General features: G+C 69.1%; 17 protein-coding genes. 12 read left to right on the top strand and 5 right to left on the bottom strand.

Annotation, left to right across the window (positions count from 1 at the left end; all coding sequences use genetic code 11):
* Positions 1-72: 72 nt before the first annotated feature.
* The 3 genes from CF70_RS06010 to CF70_RS06000 all read right to left on the bottom strand — a co-directional run bounded on the left by CF70_RS06010 (position 73) and on the right by CF70_RS06000 (position 2877).
* Positions 73-1251, bottom strand: a complete 1179-nt coding sequence (locus CF70_RS06010; protein WP_035861833.1) for an acetyl-CoA C-acetyltransferase — start codon at positions 1249-1251, stop codon at positions 73-75.
* A gap of 174 nt (positions 1252-1425) precedes the next feature.
* Complete coding sequence (locus CF70_RS06005; protein WP_035861831.1) at positions 1426-1887, bottom strand: PaaI family thioesterase; 462 nt, start codon at positions 1885-1887, stop codon at positions 1426-1428.
* A gap of 15 nt (positions 1888-1902) precedes the next feature.
* Entirely contained in the window at positions 1903-2877 is a 975-nt protein-coding gene (locus CF70_RS06000) for an NAD(P)H-dependent flavin oxidoreductase (RefSeq protein ID WP_035861827.1), read from the bottom strand.
* Positions 2878-3081: 204 nt separating this feature from the next.
* On the opposite strand from CF70_RS06000, the gene CF70_RS05995 reads away from it, so the two are divergent.
* From CF70_RS05995 to CF70_RS05950, 10 genes are all read left to right on the top strand, one after another.
* Positions 3082-3969 (top strand): crotonase/enoyl-CoA hydratase family protein, encoded by an 888-nt coding sequence (locus tag CF70_RS05995; RefSeq protein WP_035861824.1) that lies wholly within the window; start codon positions 3082-3084, stop codon positions 3967-3969.
* 37 nt (positions 3970-4006) lie between these two features.
* Positions 4007-4678: a nitroreductase gene (locus CF70_RS05990; RefSeq protein WP_035861816.1), complete on the top strand. Its 672-nt coding sequence runs from the start codon at positions 4007-4009 to the stop codon at positions 4676-4678.
* 151 nt (positions 4679-4829) lie between these two features.
* Positions 4830-5834 carry a 4-hydroxyproline epimerase gene (locus CF70_RS05985; RefSeq protein ID WP_051648072.1) on the top strand — a complete coding sequence of 335 codons (1005 nt, stop codon included), beginning with the start codon at positions 4830-4832 and terminating at the stop codon, positions 5832-5834.
* A complete protein-coding gene (locus CF70_RS05980) occupies positions 5831-7000 on the top strand; it encodes an NAD(P)/FAD-dependent oxidoreductase (RefSeq protein ID WP_051648071.1) in 1170 nt (389 codons plus the stop codon). The genes CF70_RS05985 and CF70_RS05980 overlap by 4 nt, the downstream gene beginning before the upstream one ends.
* Positions 6978-7241 (top strand): 2Fe-2S iron-sulfur cluster-binding protein, encoded by a 264-nt coding sequence (locus tag CF70_RS05975; RefSeq protein WP_414629427.1) that lies wholly within the window; start codon positions 6978-6980, stop codon positions 7239-7241. Before CF70_RS05980 ends, CF70_RS05975 begins: the two co-directional genes overlap by 23 nt.
* Positions 7238-8548: an FAD-dependent oxidoreductase gene (locus tag CF70_RS05970; protein ID WP_051648070.1), complete on the top strand. Its 1311-nt coding sequence runs from the start codon at positions 7238-7240 to the stop codon at positions 8546-8548. Before CF70_RS05975 ends, CF70_RS05970 begins: the two co-directional genes overlap by 4 nt.
* 118 nt (positions 8549-8666) lie before the next feature.
* Positions 8667-9536 (top strand): AraC family transcriptional regulator, encoded by an 870-nt coding sequence (locus CF70_RS05965; protein WP_235184904.1) that lies wholly within the window; start codon positions 8667-8669, stop codon positions 9534-9536.
* A 195-nt stretch (positions 9537-9731) separates the two neighbouring features.
* The gene (locus CF70_RS05960) at positions 9732-10658 is read left to right on the top strand and encodes a dihydrodipicolinate synthase family protein (protein WP_035861814.1); all 927 of its coding nucleotides are present in this window, start codon (positions 9732-9734) and stop codon (positions 10656-10658) included.
* A gap of 53 nt (positions 10659-10711) precedes the next feature.
* Entirely contained in the window at positions 10712-12286 is a 1575-nt protein-coding gene (locus CF70_RS05955; RefSeq protein WP_035861811.1) for an APC family permease, read from the top strand.
* A gap of 54 nt (positions 12287-12340) precedes the next feature.
* Positions 12341-13411: an Ldh family oxidoreductase gene (locus CF70_RS05950; protein ID WP_051648069.1), complete on the top strand. Its 1071-nt coding sequence runs from the start codon at positions 12341-12343 to the stop codon at positions 13409-13411.
* Between the two features lie 6 nt (positions 13412-13417).
* Here CF70_RS05950 and CF70_RS05945 read toward each other — a convergent pair whose 3' ends face one another.
* Together CF70_RS05945 and CF70_RS05940 are read right to left on the bottom strand one after the other, a co-directional pair.
* On the bottom strand, positions 13418-16180 hold the full coding sequence (locus CF70_RS05945; protein WP_035861809.1) for a LuxR C-terminal-related transcriptional regulator: 2763 nt from the start codon (positions 16178-16180) through the stop codon (positions 13418-13420).
* A gap of 172 nt (positions 16181-16352) precedes the next feature.
* On the bottom strand, positions 16353-17897 hold the full coding sequence (locus CF70_RS05940) for an AMP-binding protein (RefSeq protein ID WP_035861806.1): 1545 nt from the start codon (positions 17895-17897) through the stop codon (positions 16353-16355).
* Between the two features lie 268 nt (positions 17898-18165).
* Between CF70_RS05940 and CF70_RS05935 the strand changes: the two genes are divergently transcribed.
* Positions 18166-19311: an acyl-CoA dehydrogenase family protein gene (locus tag CF70_RS05935; protein WP_035861802.1), complete on the top strand. Its 1146-nt coding sequence runs from the start codon at positions 18166-18168 to the stop codon at positions 19309-19311.
* Positions 19312-19357: 46 nt separating this feature from the next.
* The gene (locus tag CF70_RS05930; RefSeq protein ID WP_035861799.1) at positions 19358-20593 is read left to right on the top strand and encodes an acyl-CoA dehydrogenase family protein; all 1236 of its coding nucleotides are present in this window, start codon (positions 19358-19360) and stop codon (positions 20591-20593) included.
* Positions 20594-20770: the final 177 nt, after the last annotated feature.

The following is a 20770-nucleotide window of genomic DNA, read 5'->3' as shown; positions in this document are numbered from 1 at the left end:
CAGGGGGATGTCGTACGCTGTTGGGTGCAAAGGCCAACGCCGCAAAAAAAACAGCGAAGGCAGCCCAACAACCTACAACCGTTCAACGATCGTCACATTAGCCATCCCCCCCCCCTCACACATCGTCTGCAACCCATACCGCTTACCCTGCGCATGCAGCGCATGCACAAGCGTAGTCATCAGCTTCGCCCCCGACCCCCCTAGCGGATGCCCCAACGCAATGGCCCCGCCATTCACATTCATGCGCGCCGGATCCGCACCCGTGGTCTGGAGCCACGCCAGCGGCACCGGCGCAAACGCCTCATTGATCTCGAACAGGTCGATATCCCCGATCTTCATGCCAGCCTTCCCCAGCGCCCGCAGCGTAGCCGGCAACGGCGCCTCCAGCATGATCACGGGATCATGGCCCAGCACCGACATATGGTGAATACGTGCCAGCGGCTTGACGCCCAGCTTCTTCAGCCCGGCTTCGCTGACCACCATCAGGCCGGCCGCGCCATCGCAGATCTGGCTAGCGCTGGCAGCGGTAACTGTGCCACCTTCCTCGATCAGCTTGACGCTGCCGATAGACTCCAGGCTGGCCTCGAAGCGAATGCCTTCATCCACCGTATGCAACTCGCCATTGCCGCTGCCGTCAGCGGCGCGCACCGCCACCGGCACGATTTCGTCCTTGAAGCGCCCCGCCTGCGTAGCGGCGATGGCACGGCGATGGCTTTCCAGCGCGTAGCGGTCAAGATCGTCGCGCGTGAGGCCGTACTTGCGCGACATCATCTCGGCGCCGGTGAACTGGCTGAACTTCACGCCAGGATAGCGCTCCTGCATGGCCGGGCTCATCGAACTGCCAAAGCCGTTCTTGAACGGCAGCGTGGACGGCAGCCCCATCGGCACGCGCGTCATGCTCTCCACGCCGGCGGCGATAACGATGTCCATGGTGCCCGACATCACCGCCTGCGCGGCGAAGTGCAGGGCTTGTTGCGACGAGCCGCACTGGCGGTCGACCGAGGTGCCGGGCACGCTTTCCGGCAGGCGCGAGGCCAGCACGGCATTGCGCGCCACATTGCCGGCCTGTTCGCCGGCCTGGCCCACGCAGCCCATGATCACGTCGTCGATCAGCGCCGGGTCCGCGCCGCTGCGTTCCACCAGCGCATTCAGTACCTGCGCGGCGAGATCGGCCGGATGCCAGCCCGCCAGCTTGCCGCCCTTGCGCCCGCCCGCGGTCCGCGCGGCCGCTACGATGTATGCCTCTGCCATGTGTTCTCCCCTTATCGTTGCGGGCGGATCCGCCCGTGGTGGCCGCGCGCCGGGAATGGCACGGCAAGCCTCGCTAACCTGTTGCGGATTCTGGCGCAGCAGCCGGGCGGCCGGCGTCGTCGGAAGCGACGATTGCGCGGTGCCGGCGATCGCGCGAACGCAGGTTGCCGCCCTTCAGGTGCGGGGCGCCAGCACCGAGAAAATGGCCGTGGCGCGCAGCAGGCAGCGCTCGCCGGCCATCACGCGGCAATGGCCGAAGCGCAGCCGCGAACCCATTTTGTCGAACTCGACATGCGCCTCGATCCACTCGCCCAGGCGGGCGGCATCGAAATAGTCCAGGCTGAGATTGACGGTCACGGCGGGCGGCATGCGCTCGCCCTCCATCAGCATCATCATGCCGATGGCGGTATCGGCCAGCGTGGCCAGCATGCCGCCATGCGGGATGCCGAGCGGGTTGAGGTGATGCTTGCCGATGCGCACGCCCACCGCGCGCTGCCCGCTGTCCACGTAGAGCTGGCCGAGATGGGCAAGAAAGCCGCCGCTGGGACGCATGGCCTTGAAGCCCGGCGGGACCGCGTCGGCAGCGTCGGCGGCATCGGCACCAGCGGCGCCGGAAGATTGGTTGGATTCAGCCATGCCTGTCGCGCCGCCTCACGCCGCGAAATAGCGCGACGCCACGCCGAGCTGCTCGCGGCATTCGGCCACCATGCGCTCGATCAGCTCGGCACAGGTCGGGATATCGTCGATCAGGCCCACGCACTGGCCGGCGCTGATGATGCCGCCATCGGTCTCGCCGGCGGCGAGCGCGGCCTTGCCGCGTACGCCCGCCACCAGGTGCTTGACGTCCTCGAACTGGGCGCCGCCGGGCTGGCGTTCGATGGTGACGACTTCATCGGAGACCGCATTCTTGAGCACGCGCGCCGTGTTGTGCAGCGTGCGGAAGATCAGGTTGGTGTCGCGCTCGCTCGCGTCCACCAGCGCCTGCTTGACGTTGTGGTGGATCGGCGCCTCGCGGGTGGCGCAGAAGCGCGTGCCCATGTTGACGCCCTCGGCGCCCAGCACCAGTGCCGCGGCCATGCCCCGCCCGTCGGCGATGCCGCCGGAAGCGATCACCGGAATGCCCAGCCGGCGCGCCGCCAGCGGGATCAGCACCATGCCCGGCACGTCGTCCTCGCCGGGATGGCCCGCGCACTCGAAGCCGTCGATCGACACCGCGTCCACGCCCAGGCGCTCGGCCGACAGCGCATGGCGGATGGCCACGCATTTGTGGATCACCTTGATACCGGCTGCCTTGGCACGCGCAATATGCTCCCTGGGATTGTTGCCGGCGGTTTCCAGCACCTTGATGCCGCTTTCGATGATCACGTCGAGGTAGCGCGCGTACGGGGGCGGGTTGATCGAGGGCAGCAGCGTCAGGTTGACGCCGAAGGGCTGGTCGGTCAGCTCGCGGGTGCGGCGGATCTCGGCGGCCAGGGCCTCGGGCGTGGGCTGGGTCAGCGCGGTCAGCACGCCAAGCCCGCCGGCGTTGGATACCGCGGCGGCCATCTCGGCGTAGCCTACCCACTGCATGCCGCCCTGGATGATCGGGTAGCGGGTACCCAGCAATTCGGTAATGCGCGTCTTCATGTGGTTCCTTCTCGCTTCTTGTCTTTCAGGTTCTTTGCCTTGCCTGCCATGCTTGCGCCGCCCTTCGCCGCTATCTCGCCGCCAGGCCTCCTGGCGCCAGTCTACGGCGGGGCGGCGGCGGCTACCTCGTCGGATTCGACGATTGCAGGCGCACGATTCTGCACTACCTTACCTACCAACCCTTTCGAGCAGCCAAGGCCAGCCATGAGCAATTCCAGTTCCACGACTTCCCCCAGCTTCGAAACCCTGCAATACGCCGTCGACCGGGGTGTCGCCACCATCACCCTGCACCGCCCGGACAAGCTCAATGCCTTCACCGCGCAGATGATGCAGGAGCTGATCGATGCCTTTGACGCCACCGACGCCGACGACAACGTCCGCGCGGTGATCGTCACCGGCTCCGGGCGCGCCTTCTGCGCCGGTGCCGACCTGTCCTCGGGCGGCTCCACCTTCGATTACGAGAAGCGCTACGGCGCCAGCAAGGAAGCGGCGCACCGCGACGGCGGCGGCCGCGTGGCACTGCGTATCTTCCGCAGCCTCAAGCCGGTGATCGCCGCGGTCAACGGGCCCGCGGTGGGAATCGGCGTGACCATGCAACTGCCGATGGATATCCGCCTGGCCTCCACCGACGCCAAGTTCGGCTTTGTGTTCGCGCGCCGCGGCATCACGCCGGAGGCGGCATCGTCGTGGTTCCTGTCGCGCGTGGTCGGCATCTCGACGGCGCTTGAGTGGTGCTATACCGGCCGCGTGTTCTCGGCGCAGGAAGCGCTGGAGCGCGGGCTGGTGCGCTCGCTGCACGCGCCCGAAGACCTGCTGCCGGCCGCGCAGGCGCTGGCCCGCGAGATCGCGGACAACGCCGCGCCGGTATCCGTCGCCATCTCGCGCCAGCTGATCTGGCGCATGGCGGGCGCCAGCCACCCGATGGAAGCGCACCGCCTGGACAGCCGCGCAATCCAGTCGCGCGGCCAGTCGGCGGACGTCAAGGAGGGCGTCAGCGCCTTCCTGGAGAAACGCCCGGCCAGCTTCCCGGAGCGCGTGTCGCAGGACATGCCGGACTTCTTCGACTGGGGCAGCGAGCCGCCCTTTATCTGATGCCATTGATCCCCCGCCGAGCCCCAAGGAAAACAGCGTGAAAGTCAGCATGGCAGTCCAGACCCGCAAATCGGTACGCGGCTTCCTTCCCACGCCGGTGCCGCCGGAGGTCATTCGCGACGTGCTGGAGCAAGCCGCGCGCGCGCCGTCGGGCGGCAACCTGCAACCCTGGCACCTGCACGTGGTGGGCGGCGAGCCGCTGGAGCGGCTCAAGGCCACCATGCGCGAGCGCATCGCCGGCATGCCCGGCGGCGAAGGGAGCGAGTACGACATCTACCCGCGCGACCTGGTCTCGCCCTATCGCGAGCGCCGCTTCCAGGTGGGCGAGGACCTCTATCGCTGCCTGGGCATCCCGCGCGAGAACAAGCGGGCGCGCATGGCCCAGTTTGCCAATAACTTCACGTTCTTCGGCGCGCCGCTGGCCTTGTTCTGCACCGTGGACCGCCGCATGGGCCCGCCGCAGTGGTCGGACCTGGGCATGTACCTGCAAACGGTGATGCTGCTGTTGCGCGAGCATGGGCTGGACAGCTGCGCGCAGGAATGCTGGGCGATCTACCCGGAAACCATATCGGGCTTTCTCGCCATTCCGCCCGAACGCATGCTGTTTACCGGCATGGCGATTGGCTATGAAGACGCGCAAGCGCCGGTCAACCAGCTGCGCGCCACGCGCGCGCCGCTCGCCGAGTTCACCGAGTTCATCGGCATCTGAGGCCCCTGCGGCAAGCGGCGGCAGCGGTGGGCAGCGGCTTGCCACTATGCCGATTTCGTCATCGCCGCAGGGGAAAGACGACAAGTCAGCAGAAGGCGGCCATGCCACGCTGTAGGGGTCATCCACACTTGGCCCCCTGGGCATTCCCGCCATGCATCCGAGCGCCCCGCCTTCCGACGCAAGCTCCACGGTGTCTTCACCGCCCGCTCCCCGCCAGATCAGGGTGGTCGACTCCCACACCGGCGGCGAACCCACCCGGCTGGTCATCGACGGTTTCCCCGATCTGGGCAGCGGCGGCATGGCCGCGCGGCTGGGCCGGCTCGCGCGCGAGCACGACCGCTGGCGCGCCGCCACCGTGCTGGAGCCGCGCGGCAGCGACGTGATGGTCGGCGCGCTGCTGTGCCCGCCGGTTTCCGCCGGTGCCTGCGCGGGCGTGATCTTCTTCAACAACAGCGGCTACCTGGGCATGTGCGGCCACGGCACCATCGGGCTGGTGGCCTCGCTGGCGCATCTCGGGCGCATCGCGCCGGGCCGGCACAGCATCGATACGCCGGTGGGCACGGTGGAGGCCACGCTGCATGAAGACGGCTCGGTCGGCGTGCGCAACGTGCCCGCCTGGCGCTACCGGCGTGCGGTGGCCGTCGACGTGCCGGGCCACGGCCGCGTCACCGGCGACATCGCCTGGGGCGGCAACTGGTTCTTCCTGATCGAAGCCCATGGCCAGCGCATCGCGCGCGACAACCTGGAGGCGCTGACCGCATTCGCATGGGCCGTGCGGCAGGCGCTCGAACAGACGGGCATCGCAGCGCCGGACGGCGCGCCGGTCGACCACATCGAACTGTTCTGCACGCCCGACGATGCCGATGAAGCCGACAGCCGCAATTTCGTGCTGTGCCCGGGCAAGGCCTACGACCGCTCTCCGTGCGGCACTGGCACCAGCGCCAAGCTCGCCTGCCTGGCAGCGGACGGCAAGCTCGCGCCCGGCACACCCTGGCGCCAGGCCAGCGTGACCGGCAGCCGCTTCGTGGCGCACTATGCGCCCGCCGACGAACCCGGCCGCATCATCCCGACCATCCACGGCCGCGCGCATGTGTATGCCGAGGCCACGCTGCTGATCGCGCACGACGATCCCTTCGCCTGGGGCATCGGCGCATGAGGCCCGCGCAGGCTTGCGGCGATGTCATCGTGATCGGCGCCGGGATCGTCGGCGCGGCCTGCGCCTTCGAACTGGCCGGGAACGGGCTGGATGTCTGCGTGCTGGACAGCCGCGCAGGCGGCGCCACCCACGCCGGCATGGGCCATCTGGTGATGATGGACGACACCGCCGCCGAGCGTGACCTGTGCGCTTGCTCGCTCAGGCTCTGGCGGAAACTCGCCCGCGACATGCCGGCCAGCTGCGCCTATCGCCAGTGCGGCACGCTGTGGCTGGCCAGCAATGCCGCGGAAATGGACCTGGCCCGCCAGCGGCACGACGCGCTGCGGACGCAGGGCATCCCGAGCGCCACACTGGATGCCGGCGAACTGGCGCGCCAGGAGCCCATGCTGCGGCCGGGCCTGGCGGGCGCGCTCAAGGTCGCGGGCGATGCCATCGTCTACGCCCCGGCCGTGGCGCCATGGCTGCTCGCGCAGAGGGCATCGCGCATAAACCTTCTGCACGCCACGGTGAGCGCGGTGGAGGCAAACCATGTCACCCTGGAAGACGGCAGGCGGCTGACCGCCACCGCGGTCGTCGTCGCCAACGGCATCCAGGCAACGCAACTGTTGCCCGCGCTGCCGATCCGCGCCAGGAAGGGGCATCTCGTCATTACCGACCGCTACCCGGCCTGCGTAAACCATCAACTGGTCGAACTCGGCTATGCCGCGAGCGCGCACCACAGCGATGGGACTTCGGTCGCCTTCAATGTGCAGCCGCGCCCCACGGGCCAGCTGCTGATCGGCTCGTCGCGCCAGTTCGACAGCCTCGACGCTGCCGTGGATAGCCAGGTGATGGCCCGCATGCTCCAGCGCGCCGCCGCCTACCTGCCCGCCCTCGCCGACATGAACGCGATCCGCTGCTGGACCGGTTTTCGCGCCGCCACACCCGACGGGCTGCCCATCGTCGGCGCCCACCCCGGACAGCCGGGCCTGTGGCTGGCGGTGGGCCACGAGGGGCTGGGCGTGACCACCGCGCCCGGCAGCGCGCGCCTGCTGGCGTCGCTGCTGCTGGGCCACCGGGCCCCGATTGATCCGGCGCCTTTTTCCTTCAGCCGCTTCGCCGCAGCCACGAAGACCGCTTCTGGCCCCGGCAGGGAGACCATGCATGAAACGCAACCGGGCCGGTAACCCGACCGTGAACGTCCTCCTGGATGGCAGCGCGCTGCGGGTGCCGGCGGGCATCTCCGTGGCGGCGGCCATGGCCTATAGCGACCGGCCGTTCACCCGCCGCGCCTGCGGCGGCGAGCCGCGCACGCCGTTTTGCGGCATGGGCATTTGCCAGGAATGCCGCATGACCATCGACGGGCGGCGCCGGCTGGCGTGCCAGATCACGTGCCGGGAGGGCATGGTGCTGGAGCGCACGCCATGAGCGCGCGGCACACAGGCACCGGGCAGGCACCTGCCGCTTGCCAGCGCCGCTACGACGTATTGATCGTTGGCGCCGGGCCCGCCGGCATGGCGGCGGCGCGCGCGGCGGCCGGGAGCGGATGCAGCGTCGCGCTGATCGACGACAACCCGGCGCCCGGCGGACAGATCTGGCGCGATGGGCCGGGCGAGCGGCTGCCAGCGCAGGCGCGCAGCCTGCGCCACGCCATCGCCGCGCACGGCCGCATCGCGCTGTACGCCTCGACGCGCGTGATCGCCGCGCCAGCACCCCACACGCTGCTGGTTGAGAGCGACGAGAGCGACGAGAGCGCCATGCACCTGCAATTCCGCAACCTGATCCTGTGCACCGGTGCGCGCGAACTGCTGCTGCCTTTTCCCGGCTGGACCCTGCCCGGCGTGAGCGGAGCGGGCGGGTTACAGGCCCTGGTCAAGGCGGGCACGCCGGTCAGAGGCGAGCGCATCGTCATTGCCGGCAGCGGGCCGCTGCTGCTGGCGGCGGCCGCCACGGCGCGACGGCACGGCGCGCACGTCGCGCGCATCGCCGAGCAGGCGCCACTGTCGCGCCTGACGCGCTTCGCCGGCGCGCTGTGGCGCTGGCCGTCCAAGGCGGCACAGGCCGTCGCCCTGCTGGATGGCCACTATCGGGCGGGCTCCCATGTGGTGGAGGCACTGGGCGACGAGCGCCTGCGCGCGGTGCGCATCAGCCAGGGCGGCCGTACCGTGGCGCTTGCCTGCGACCGGCTGGCGTGCGGCTTCGGGCTGGTGCCGAATAGCGGGCTGGCCGCGCTGCTGGGCTGCCCGCTCGACCCCGAATCGGATGCGATTGCCGTCGATGCGCTCCAGCGCACCGGCCTGCCCCACGTCTATGCGGCGGGGGAATGCACTGGCATCGGCGGCAGCGAGCTGGCCCTGCTCGAAGGCAGGATCGCCGGCTACGCGGCAGCGGGCGCCGACGACCGGGCTGGCGCGCTGGCGGCAACGCGCGCCCGCTGGCATGCATTCGCGGAACAGGTGCGGACCACGTTCGCGCTCGACCCCGCGCTCAAGACCCTGGCCCGCGCCGACACGCCGCTGTGCCGCTGCGAGGATGTGCCGCTATCGGCCATCCAGGCATATCCGGATGCCTGGATGGCCAGGATGCAGAGCCGCTGCGGCATGGGCGCCTGCCAGGGACGCGTCTGCGCCACGGCCGGCCGCGTCCTGTTCGGCTGGACGCGGTCCACGCCGCGCCCGCCGCTGTCTCCCGCGCGGATCGGCACATTGATGCTGGACGAGAACGGGGGAAGCTGACAGGCTGACGGGATGCGCCAGCGCGGCTTGACATGACGACGGCTGAGAAGACCACAGGTAGATCCGTGGATCGACGCACCCGGAAATCCGATGAACTAAAAAGCCCTCAGGAGACAATATGCCGCCATCGCTCTCCCGCACCGCCCCCGCCATCCTGCCCCGGCAGCACTCGCCAGCACCGGCAAGCCAGGGCGAGGCCGACAACATCACTCACCTCGCCGACATCTGCGCGGGCCTATCGAAGCAGCGCCCGCGCGACATGGCCACCCTGCTCAATGCCATGTCGCTGATCACGCCGTTGCTGAACGCCATTCCCAACGTGGTGTTCTTCATCAAGGACCGCCAGGCGCGCTATCTGGTCGCCAACCTCACGCTGGCTACCCGCTGCGGCTTCAAGCGGATCGAGCCCCTGCTTGGCAAGACGTCGGCCGAGGTCTTTCCCGCCTATCTCGGCCAGCGCTACACGGAGCAGGACCGGCGCGTGCTGGATACCGGCTGCGCCATTGCGCAGCAGCTTGAGCTCCATCTTTATCCCGCGCGCGATGCGGGCTGGTGCATGACCTGCAAGCGCCCCCTGCTGGATCGCGATGGCCGCATCATCGGCATGGCCGGCATCTCCCACGACCTGCAGTGCGCCAGGGACACGCATCCGGCCTACCAGCGGCTGGCGGCGGTTGACACCTATATCCGCGAGCACTACATGCGCCCCATCCTGCTTTCCGAACTGACCAGGCTGACCGGCCTGTCGGCGGCGCAGCTGGAGCGCTACTGCAAGCGCATCTTCCACCTGACGCCGCGCCAGATGATCCACAAGGCAAGGCTGGAGCGCGCGTCCGAGCTGCTGTCCACCGATATGCCGATCACCGACATCGCGCTCGAGTGCGGCTATACCGATCACAGCGCCTTCACCCGGCAGTTCAAGGCCCTGACCGGACTCACGCCGCGGCAGTTCAGGCCGCCGGCCGGCAAGCCCGCCGCGCACGATTGAACGGCGGGCGCGCAAAAGGCCGCCCCCGTCGAACCCGCTTGCGCGGCCTCGCCCGATGCGGGCTCGTATTGTGCCGATTTCGTCTACCTGCTTTGCGGAAAGCCTCAAGCCCGAACGGCGCGCAACTGCGAACCTGAAGGCTGGTGGCCAGGTGATGCCGTGCCGGCACACCCCACGTACACGAAAGGAGACGATATGAGCCGCAACGCCATCCATTGGACCGGTGTATTTCCCGCCGTCAGCACGCAATTCAAGGCCGATTACTCGCTGGATATCGAAGCCACCCATAAGGTGATGTGCAACCTGGTTGCCGACGGGGTCTCCGGCCTGGTGGTGTGCGGCACCGTGGGCGAGAACACATCGATGTCCACCAGGGAAAAGCTTGCCGTGATCGAAGCGGCGAAAGACGCCGCCAAGGGCCGCATCCCGGTCATTGCGGGCATTGCCGAATTCACCACCGCCTTCGCCCGGGACATGGTGAGCGAAGCGGCGCGGGTCGGCGTCGACGGCGTGATGGTGATGCCGGCGCTGGTCTACTCCGCCAAGCCGCACGAAGCCGCCGCGCACTTCCGCGACATCGCCACCGCCACGGACCTGCCGGTCATGCTCTACAACAACCCGCTGGTCTACCGCAGCGACATCACACCGGACATCCTGGTCTCGCTCGCCGATTGCGAGAACATCGTCTGCTTCAAGGATTCCTCCGGCGATACGCGCCGCTTCATCGACCTGCGCAACGCCGTGGGCGACCGCTTCGTGCTGTTCGCCGGGCTGGACGACGTGGTGCTGGAAAGTATTGCCGTGGGCGCCGAGGGCTGGATCTCGGGCATGTCCAACGCCTTCCCGAAGGAAGGCGAGACGCTGTTCCGCCTGGCCCGTCAACGGCGCTTCGACGAGGCGCTGGCGCTATACCGCTGGTTCATGCCGCTGCTGCACCTGGACTCGCGCCCGGACCTGGTCCAGTGCATCAAGCTGTGCGAGGAACTCGCCGGGCGCGGGAGCGCCGTCACGCGGCCGCCGCGCTTGCCGCTGCAGGGCGAGGCACTGGAACAGGTGATGACGGTGGTCGCACAGGCCATGGCCACGCGCCCGGTGCTGCCGGACGTCGGCCTGCGGGCCTGAGACTGCGCCGCCGGCCCGCGCGGCCGCCATCCCCCGATGACCAAGGAGTCCCCATGTCTCCAGTGCAAGGCAAGTTCAAGCGGCAGCTCACCCTCACCGATCTCACCTTTATCGGCCTGGGCGCGATCTTCGGGTCGGGATGGCTGTTCGCCGCCAGCCACGTGTCCGCCATCGCCGGGCCGGCCGGCATCGTCTCCTGGCTGCTGGGCGGTTTTGCCGTGCTGCTGCTCGGCATCGTCTACTGCGAGCTGGGCGCGGCACTGCCGCGCGCGGGCGGCATCATCCGCTACCCGGTTTATTCCCACGGCGAGCTGATGGGCTACCTGATGGGCCTGATCACGCTGATCGCCTTCTCCAGCCTGATCGCCATCGAAGTCGTGGCTGCGCGCCAGTATGCGGCGGCCTGGTTCCCCTTCCTGAGCCAGCCGGGATCGAGCCGTCCCACCCCGCTCGGCTGGGCGGCGCAGTTCGCGATGCTGTGCCTGTTCTTCGTGCTCAACTACTACAGCGTCAAGACCTTCGCGCGCGCCAACAACATCGTCAGCGTGTTCAAGTTCGTGGTGCCGCTGCTGGTCATCGTGGTGCTGTTCACGCATTTCAAGCCGGCCAATCTGCAGGTGCATGGCTTCGCGCCGTTCGGGCTGTCCGGCATCCAGGCCGCCGTTTCCGCCGGGGGCATCATCTTTGCCTACCTCGGGCTGACGCCGATCATCTCGGTGGCCAGCGAAGTCCGCTCGCCACAGCGCACCATTCCCATCGCGCTGATCCTGTCGGTATTGCTGTCCACCCTGATCTACGTGCTGCTGCAGATCGCCTTCCTCGGCGGCGTGCCGGCCGAGACGCTGTCGGACGGCTGGCGTGGCGTCGGCAAGGCGTTCGCGCTGCCTTACCGCGATATCGCGCTGGCGCTCGGCGTGGGCTGGCTGGCCTTCCTGGTGGTCTCGGACGCGGTGATCTCGCCCAGCGGCACCGGCAATATCTACATGAACGCCACGCCCCGCGTGGTCTACGGCTGGGCGCGCGGCGGCACCTTTTTCAAGCTGTTCTCGCGTATCGACGCGGCCTCGGGGATTCCGCGGCCGGCCTTGTGGCTGACCTTCGCGCTGTCCGTGTTCTGGACCCTGCCCTTTCCCTCGTGGGAGGCCATGATCAACGTGGTGTCGGCCGCGCTGGTGCTGAGCTACGCGGTCGCGCCCGTCACGGTGGCCGCATTGCGCCGCAACGCGCCCGGCCTGCGCCGGCCGTTCCGGGTCCGGTGGCTGGCCGTGCTCGGCCCGCTCTCGTTCATCGTCGCCGCGCTGATCGTGTACTGGTCCGGCTGGGGCACGGTGTCCTGGCTGCTGGGACTGCAGATCGCCATGTTCCTGGTCTACCTGCTTTGCAGGCGCGCGGTACCCACCCATCGCCTTGGCCTGGCGCAACAGGTGAAGTCCTCGCTATGGCTGATCGCCTTCTATGTGCTGATCATCGTGGCCTCCTACCTGGGCTCCTTCGGCGGCATCGGCGCGATCGGCCATCCGTGGGACACCGCGCTGGTGGCGCTTGTCGCGCTGGGGATCTATGGCTGGGGCGCCCGCACCGGCATACCTTCCGCGCTGATGGATCTCGGCGGTGACGATGACGAATAGCGATTGCCTCAACCTCAACCTTACCCTCCACCTCCACCTCAACCCGGAGCCCCGATGAACGATCCCATCGCCCCACGGCGGCACAGGCAGCCGCGCGGCACCGCCACCGAGCGCCTCTCCCTGCGCGAAGTCCGCGCGCTGGCCACCGCCGTGCTGCGGCATCACGGGTTCAGCGATCCGCATGTCGAGGCCGTGGCCGATACGCTGGTCGCCGGCGAGCGCGACGGCTGCGCTTCCCATGGCCTCTACCGGCTGCTCGGCTGCATCGCCACGCTCAGGGCCGGCAAGGTGTCGCCGGACGCCATGCCCAAGCTGCACGAAATGGCGCCCGCACTGCTGCGGGTCGATGCCATGCGCGGCTTCTCGCAAGTGGCCTACAAGACGGCGTTGCCATACCTGATCGGCAAGGCCCGCTCGCAGGGGATCGCGGCGCTGGGCATCAACCGCTGCGTGCATTTCTCCGCCTTGTGGGCGGACATCGAACCACTGACCGATGCCGGCCTGGTCGCCCTGGCCTGCACGCCCAGCCATGCCTGGGTCACGCCCGCGGGCGGCAGCAAGCCGCTGTTCGGCACCAATCCGCTGGCCTTCGGCTGGCCGCGCGCCGGCCAGCCCGCTTTCATCTTCGACTTCGCCACCAGTACGGTGGCGCGCGGCGAGATCGAACTGCATCGCCGCGCGGGCAAGCCGATCCCCGAAGGCTGGGGCATCGACGCCGACGGGAAATCCTGTACCGACGCCGCCACCGTGCTGGACCACGGCGCCATGCTGACTTTCGGCGGGCACAAGGGCGCGGCCCTTGCCGCCATGGTCGAACTGCTCGCCGGTCCGCTGATCGCCGACATGACCAGCATGGATTCGCTGGCCTACGATGCGGGCACGAAGTCGTCGCCGATGGGGGGCGAGCTGATCATCGCCATCGATCCCGCGCGCTTTCTGGGCGCGCAGTGCGAGGCGGAACTGGCGCGGGCGGAAAGCCTGTTCGAGGCGATGCTCGGACAAGGGGCGCGGCTGCCTTCGCAGCGACGCTATCGGGCGCGCGAAGCCAGCCTGCGCCATGGCGTGCTCATCCCGCGCGCGCTGTATGACGACGCCGTGGCCCTGCTTCCACGCGGCGCCGCCTGAGGATCGCTACAGCAAACCCAGCTGCCGCGCGATAGCCACCGCCTGCGTGCGGTTGCTGGCGCGCAGCTTGGCGCTGATATTGCGCAGGTGGGTGCGTACCGTGGTCTCCGAGACAAAGAGCCGGTCGGCCATTGCCACATTGGAGAAGCCCTCGGCCAGCAGCTGCAGCACCTTCTGCTCCTTGGGCGTGAGCGGCTCCAGCAGGCCGTGGCGGGCCTGCATGGCGGCGGGGTCGGCCGGCTCCGGGGCGCCGCCGCAAGCCTGCAGCAACCGCTCGACGTAGCCCGCGGGCAGCGCGCTGCCCTGGCGCACGCAGGCCTCGCCCACCAGCCGCCGGATCTCGGTGCTCTCGTCGGCGAAGATGCGGATAAAGCCTTCCGCCGCCCCGAAGCGCAGTGCCTCGCCCATCGTCAGCAGCGCCCGCGCGGCATCCCCGCCGCGCTGGCAGGCCAGCGCCAGCAGGATGCGCAGCTTGAGCGCGCGCCGCATCAGCTGCGCCCGCTCGGCGGCAGCGAGTTCTTTCTCGATCGCCTCGCGCGTGGCGGCCGAGGGCTCGGTGAACAGTGCCAGCCGCAGCCGCCCCATGGGCACGTCTTCCACGTCGTTGGCAAAGGAACTGACGGCACTGACGCCGGGACGCGCCCGCCACAGTGCCGGGTCCGCGGCATGCAGCAGCGCCTCCTCGGCAGCGTGCTGGTTACCCTGCAGCAGGGCCAGCCGGGCGCGCTCCAGCATGGCGCCCAGCACCAGCCGCGGCAGGCCGCGATGATGGCCGAGGTGCTCGAGCGCGGCCAGCCATTCGTGCGCGCCGTCCACGTCGCCGCGATCGCAGGCGATGCGGGCCAGCACGGTATGGCCGGTGATGATCTGGTCGGGCAGGCCGAGGTCGCGTGCCAGCGGTACGTACACATTGAGCAGGCGCTCCGCGCGCTCGCGCTCGTTGATCTCGTAGAGCGCTTCGGCCAGCAGGATGCCGGCCATGGCGTTGCCGTTGGTGGGACCGTAGCGGTTCGGCAGCATGGTGCTGGCGGCAATGCGGAAACGCGCCAGCGCTTGCTGCAGTCGCCCCTGGCGCAGGTCGATCAGCCCTTCCACCGATTCCGAGAAAATCTTGTTGAAATTGCTGTCGGAACCGCGCACCACTTGGCGGGCCACGCCCAGCAGCCGCCGCGCCTCGCGGTAGTCGCCGGTCACCGCGGCCATGCGCGCCATCGAGGTGGCGAGGATGGAATCCGGGAACGGGTAGCCCATCGGCAGCGGCAGCGGATCGTCGCGGCTGTAGGCGCGCGCCTCGTCGAAGCGGTCCATCATGTTCAGCAGCATATGGCGCAGCGCGCGCACGTGGGCCAGCAGGTCGCCCTCGGCGCCGGCCAGCGGGATGGTCTGCAGCAGCGCGATGGCGTCGGCCGGTCCGCGCGTAAACGACAAGGCCCAGACATGGGCGATCTGCAACTTGGGCCAAGCCGCCAGCGCGCCGGCCGGCACGGCGTCCAGCCAGCGCGTCAGCAGGCGCATGCGCCCCTGCGCCAGCAGGTCGTCCACGGAGCCCGCCAGCAGCGGAAGCGCGTGGCCGACCGCGCCGGCCGCCAGCGCATGTTCGATGGCGGGTACAGGGCGGCCCTGCGCCTCATACCAGCGCGAGGCGGCCATCTGCAGCGCCGGCACCTCGTCGTGCATGCCCTGCTGGAGCTGCGCGCGCAGGAAGCTGGAGAACAGGCTGTGATAACGGTACCAGCGCGCGTTGGGTTGGGCGGGACGCTCGGCGCCGCCGTGGCGTTCGCCGTCCAGCGGCATCAGGAACAGGTTGGCCCGCTCCAGCCAGGCGAGGATTTCCTCGCTGTCGGCGGTGCCGCAGACGGCATCGCACAGCGGCCCGCTGAGCTGGTCGAGGATGGAGGTGCGCAGCAGGAAAGCACGCACCGCATCGGGCAGGTGCAGGTAGACGTCTTCGACGAGGTAATCGGCAATGGCTGCGTTGGAGCCGGAAAAGCCGGCGATGAAGGCATCCGGCTGGCCGCGCCGCTCCAGCGCCACCGAGGCCAGCCACAACGCCGTGGCCCAGCCTTCGGTACGGCGGTGCAGCGTGGAGATGGCCGCGGGTTGCAGCGCCAGGCCGCGCGCGCTGCGCAGGAAATGATCGGTTTCGTCGGCGGTAAAGCGCAGCTGGGCAGGCTCGATCTCCAGCAGTTCGCCGCGCGCGCGCAGGCGTGCCAGCCCGGAATCCGGCACCCAGCGCGTGCCGACGACCAGCCGGCCGCCAGGCGGCAATTGCTCCACCACCTGCCAGACCAGGCCGGCAACGGCGGGATTCTGCAGGGCCTCGAAGTCGTCCAGGAACAGGGTAAAGGGGCGGTCGTGGCCCGCCATGCGGTCGATCAGCGCCAGAGCCTGCTCGCCCACCGGCCGAGGCGCCGGCTGGCTGGCGGCGAGCGGCGCGCCCCCCTTGCGCAGCACCAGCTCGAAAGCGGCTTCCAGCGAGCCGAGAAACCGCGTGGCGTCGTTGTCCGCTCGGTCCAGCGTGAGCCAGGCGGTGGCAACGCCGTCGGCATCCAGCCGCGCGCGGCATTGCAGCATGGCGGTGGTCTTGCCGAAACCGGCCGGCGCGCGCACCAGCACCAGCTTGACGAAGCCGGCCGCGCATACCGCGTCGCAAATGGCGCGGCGTTCCACCTGGAACGGGGTCAGCATGGGCGGGCGCAGCTTTGCCACCAGCGTGGCAGCGCGGGCTGCGCCCCCGTGGCCCGCGCTGGTCTCCTCGATAATTGCCATTCGCCGTGTCTTCCTGTTGGCGGCGGCATCCACGCCGGGCGGATGCCGTGCGATCGGCACCGGCTTATGGTTGCCGGCTGCTGGCGCCACATGCGCCAGGGATCGAACGGCTGATTATGGCGTAAACGACCGCCTGGCACCCGGCGCACCCATGCGCGCCGGATGCCCCCGCCTAGACGAGCTTGTTCTCCCGTCCCGCCCAGTAGCGCTCGCGCAGCAGCCGCTTGAGCAGCTTGCCGGTCGGCAGCCGCGGCAGTTCGTCGGCAAAGTCCACCGAGCGCGGGCACTTGATGGCCGAGAGGTGCGTGCGGCAAAAGGCAAGCAATTCGTCGGCCAGCGCCGGGCTGGCGTGCGCCATGTCGAGTGGCTGCACCACCGCTTTGACTTCCTCCCCGAAGTCCTCGTTGGGCACGCCGATCACCGCCACGTCCATCACCTTGGGATGGGTCATCAGCAGGTTCTCGGCCTCCTGCGGATAGATGTTGACGCCGCCGGAGATGATCATGTTGGCTTTGCGGTCGGTCAGGTAGAGATAGCCGTCCTCGTCCACGTAGCCGACATCGCCCAGCGTGGTCCAGCCCGCATGCACGGGGTGGCGCGACTGCACGGTCTTCTCGGGATCGTTGTGATAGACAAAGCTGCGCCCCTCGGCGAAGTAAATGATGCCCGGCTCGCCCGGCGGCAGCACGGCGCCGCTGTCGTCGCAGATACGCAACTCGCCCACCGACGCGCGGCCCACCGTGCCCTTGTGGCTGAGCCAGTCGGCGGAACCGACCGCGGTGGACCCGTTGCCCTCCGTGCCGGCGTAGTACTCCCAGATGATCGGGCCCCACCATTCGATCATCTGCTCCTTGACGGCCACCGGACAGGGCGCGGCGGCATGCACGGCAAAGCGCAGCGAGGAAACATCGTGGCGCTGGCGCACCGCTCCGGGCAGCTTGAGCATGCGCGAGAACATCGTCGGCACGACCTGGGTGTGTGTGATGCGGTGCGCGGCCACCAGCCGCAGGAATGCTTCCGCGTCGAAATGCTCCATCACCACCGAGGTGCCGCCGAGTTGCTGCACCGCCATGTTGTAGCGCAGCGGCGCCGCATGGTAGAGCGGTGCGGGCGAGAGGTAGCGCATGTCCGGGCCGAACTGGTAGAGCGACTGGCACATCAGCGCCAGCGTGCCCGGCACGTCGATCTGCGGGTTGGCCGGCGGCGTGAATACGCCCTTGGGGCGGCCGGTGGTGCCGGAGGAGTACAGCATGTCCGTGCCCGCGCATTCGTCCTCGATGCGCCAGCCGGGGTATTGCGCCAGGCTGGTCTCATAAGCGGTGAAGCCGGGCACGGCGCCGTCCATCATCAGGCGCGCGCCCAGGCCCGGCGCCCTGGCCGCCAGCCCCTGCGCCACCGCGGCCTGCGCGTGGGAGGTGACGAGCATCCTGGCGCCGCTATCGGCCACGATGTGCGCCGCGTCGTCCACATTGAGCCGCGTGCTGATACAGACGTAGATCAGCCCCGAGCGCTGCGCGCCCCAGCACAACTCGAACAGCCGCGGATGGTTCTCCAGCAGGAAGGCCACGCGGTCGCCTGGCTGCAAGCCGTGATCGCGGAACAGGCGCGCCACCTGGTTGGAGCGCTCGTCAAGCTCGCGGTAGGTGACGACGGTGCCGCCCGCCATGATGATGGCCGGCTTGTCCGGGGTGCGCTGCGCGTGAACATGCGGGTGCATGACTGACCCTCCTGGAAGTGGGTGTGGCAGAACTGGCTGACTGGATGGATGCCGCGGAATCCGGCATGGAATACGACGACCCACATTGTCCGGACACGCGGCCGTCCCGGGCATCGTCCGAAGCGACGAACGCGCCTTGACGCGGTGCCGCAATCGATGCGCAGGCGCGCTTGCGCGCCGGGGACGATTCGTCGCATCGGACGATGCAGCGCCGCAGCCGCTTCGCATAATGGCAGGTGCCCTAAAGCAACCGCGCCGAGGACCCACAGTGGATTTCCAATTCAGCGAAGAACAATCGATGCTGCGCGACACGCTCGCGCGCTACCTGGCCGATCACTACGACTTCGAAGCGCGCCAGGCGGCGCTCCGCTCGCCGGCGGGCTGGCGGCCGGCGTGCTGGAAGGCGCTGGCGCAGGAACTGGGCCTGCTCGGCGCGGCGTTCCCGGAGCGCTTCGGCGGGCTGGGCGGCGGCGCCATCGAACACATGATCGTGATGGAGCAGTTTGGCCGCCACCTGGTGGTAGAGCCCTACCTGTCAACCGTAGTGCTTGGCGGCGGCGCCTTGCTGCATGGCAGCGAAACGCTGGCGGCCAACTGGCTGCCCGCCATCATCGGCGGCGAAGCCACGGTAGCCTGGGCGCACGGCGAACCGCGCAGCCGCTATTGCCTGCACGACGTCGCGACCAGCGCCACGCGTGGCGAAGGCGGCTGGCGCCTGAGCGGGCACAAGGCCGTGGCGGTGGCCGCGCCGTGGGCCACGCACCTGGTGGTCAGCGCGCGCACCGCCGGCCAGCGCCGCGACCGCGCCGGCATCAGCCTGTTCTGGATCGAGCGCAACGCGCCGGGCGTGACGCTGCTGGAATACCCCACGGTGGACGGCTCGCGCGCCGCCGACATCCTGCTCGACAACGTCTTCGTGCCGGACAGCGCACTGCTGGGCGCCGAGGGCGACGCGCTGGCACTGATCGAGCGCCTGAGCGACGACGCCGCCGTGGCGCTGTGCGCCGAAGCCGGCGGCGCGATGAGCCGGATGCTCGCCGATACGGTCGACTACGCGCGCCAGCGCAAGCAGTTCGGCGCGCCGATCGCCACCTTCCAGGTGCTGCAGCACCGCATGGCCGACATGTATGTGCAGCTCGAACAAACCGTGGCGCTGACCCAGGTCGCCGCCATGCAGGCAGGCGCCGATCCCGCACAGCGCGCGCTGGCCGCCAGCGCCGCCAAGGCGCAGGCCGGACAGGCCGGCAAGTTCGTGGGCCAGGCCGCGGTGCAAATCCACGGTGGCATGGGCGTGACCGAGGAGCTTGCAGTCGGGCACTACTTCAAGCGCGTCACCGCCATCGACCTGCAGTTTGGCTCGGCCGAACATCACCTGCGCCGCTACGCCGACCTGCTGTATCCGGCTGCCGCGTGAGCGCACGCATCCCTGCCCGCACTGACGAACATCCCGAGGCCCACCGATGAATCTCGATTTCTCCCCGCAAGAACTGCAGTTCCGCGACGAGGTCCGCGCCTGGATCACCGAGGCCTTCGACCCCGGCCTCAAGGCCTTGATGGCGCGCACCAAGAATGGCTACCTCGACAAGGAAGGCCAGGTGCGCTGGCAGAAGAAACTGTTCGAGCGCGGCTGGGCCGCCCCGAACTGGCCCGAGGAATACGGCGGCCCCGGCTGGACGCCGGCGCAGCGCTACCTGTTCCAGGCCGAGACCGCCGCCGCCGGCTGCCCGACCGTATCGCCGATGGGCCTGAAGATGGTGGCGCCGGTGATCATGAAATACGGCAGCCCCGAGCAGAAAGCGCGTTTCCTGCCGCCCATCCTGCGCTCCGACATCTGGTGGTGCCAGGGCTACTCCGAACCCAACTCCGGCTCCGACCTGGCCTCCCTGCAGATGCGCGCCGAACGCGGGCGCGACCAGGACGGCGAGCACTATGTCCTCAACGGCTCCAAGATCTGGACCACGCACGCGCAATGGGCCGACTGGATGTTCTGCCTGGTACGCACCAGCCGCGACGCACGCCGCCAGGACGGCATCTCCTTCGTGCTGGTGGACATGCGCACGCCCGGCATCACCGTGGCGCCGCTGCCCACGCTGGACGGCCCGGTCGCGGGCCAGCAGGAAGTCAACCAGGTCTTCTTTGAAAACGTGCGCGTGCCGGTCGAAAACCGCATCGGCGAAGAAGGCCTCGGCTGGACCTACGCCAAGTACCTGCTCGAATTCGAACGCGGCGGCAGCTATGGTCCGATGCTGCGCCAGCAACTGATCAAGGTAGCGCGCATCGCGGCGAACGAACCCGGCGAAGATGGCGGCCGCCTGCTCGACGATCCCGGCTTCCGCCGCAAACTGGCCGAGCTGCACGTACGCGCCGCCGCGCTGGAAGCGAGCGAGCTGCGGCTGTTCTCCAGCGTAGCGTCGGGCACCTCGATCGGCGCCGCCTCCAGCATGCTCAAGCTGGCAGGCACCGAAACCATCCAGGCCATCAGCGAACTGGCGGTGGAAGCCGCCGGACCCTACGCGCTGCCCTTCGTCCAGGACGGATGGGCCGAACAGCAGGGACGCCCCGCAGGGCCGCACATAGGCCCCGACTACGCCGCACCGCTCGCGCCGCGCTACTTCAACTATCGCAAGGCATCGATCTACGCCGGCTCCAACGAAATCCAGCGCAACATCATCGCGAAGCTGGTGCTGGGGCTCTAAGGTTGAGAGCCTCGCAGCAATCGCACGAACTGCGAACACGAGCCACCGGAAGCAAATCCGGTGGCCTCTCCAGCGCGACGACATAACGAGCGCCCGCCCTCTCCCCCGACCCCTCTCCCGCAAGCGGGAGAGGGCAAACCGACGAACCTGCCGATGCCACCACGCGCGAAAGCTAAA

It is taken from the genome of Cupriavidus sp. SK-3 (genome assembly GCF_000611145.1).
GTDB lineage: Bacteria > Pseudomonadota > Gammaproteobacteria > Burkholderiales > Burkholderiaceae > Cupriavidus.
Note: the sequence above shows the minus strand (reverse complement) of the source record. Positions and strands in the feature narration are given on the sequence as shown.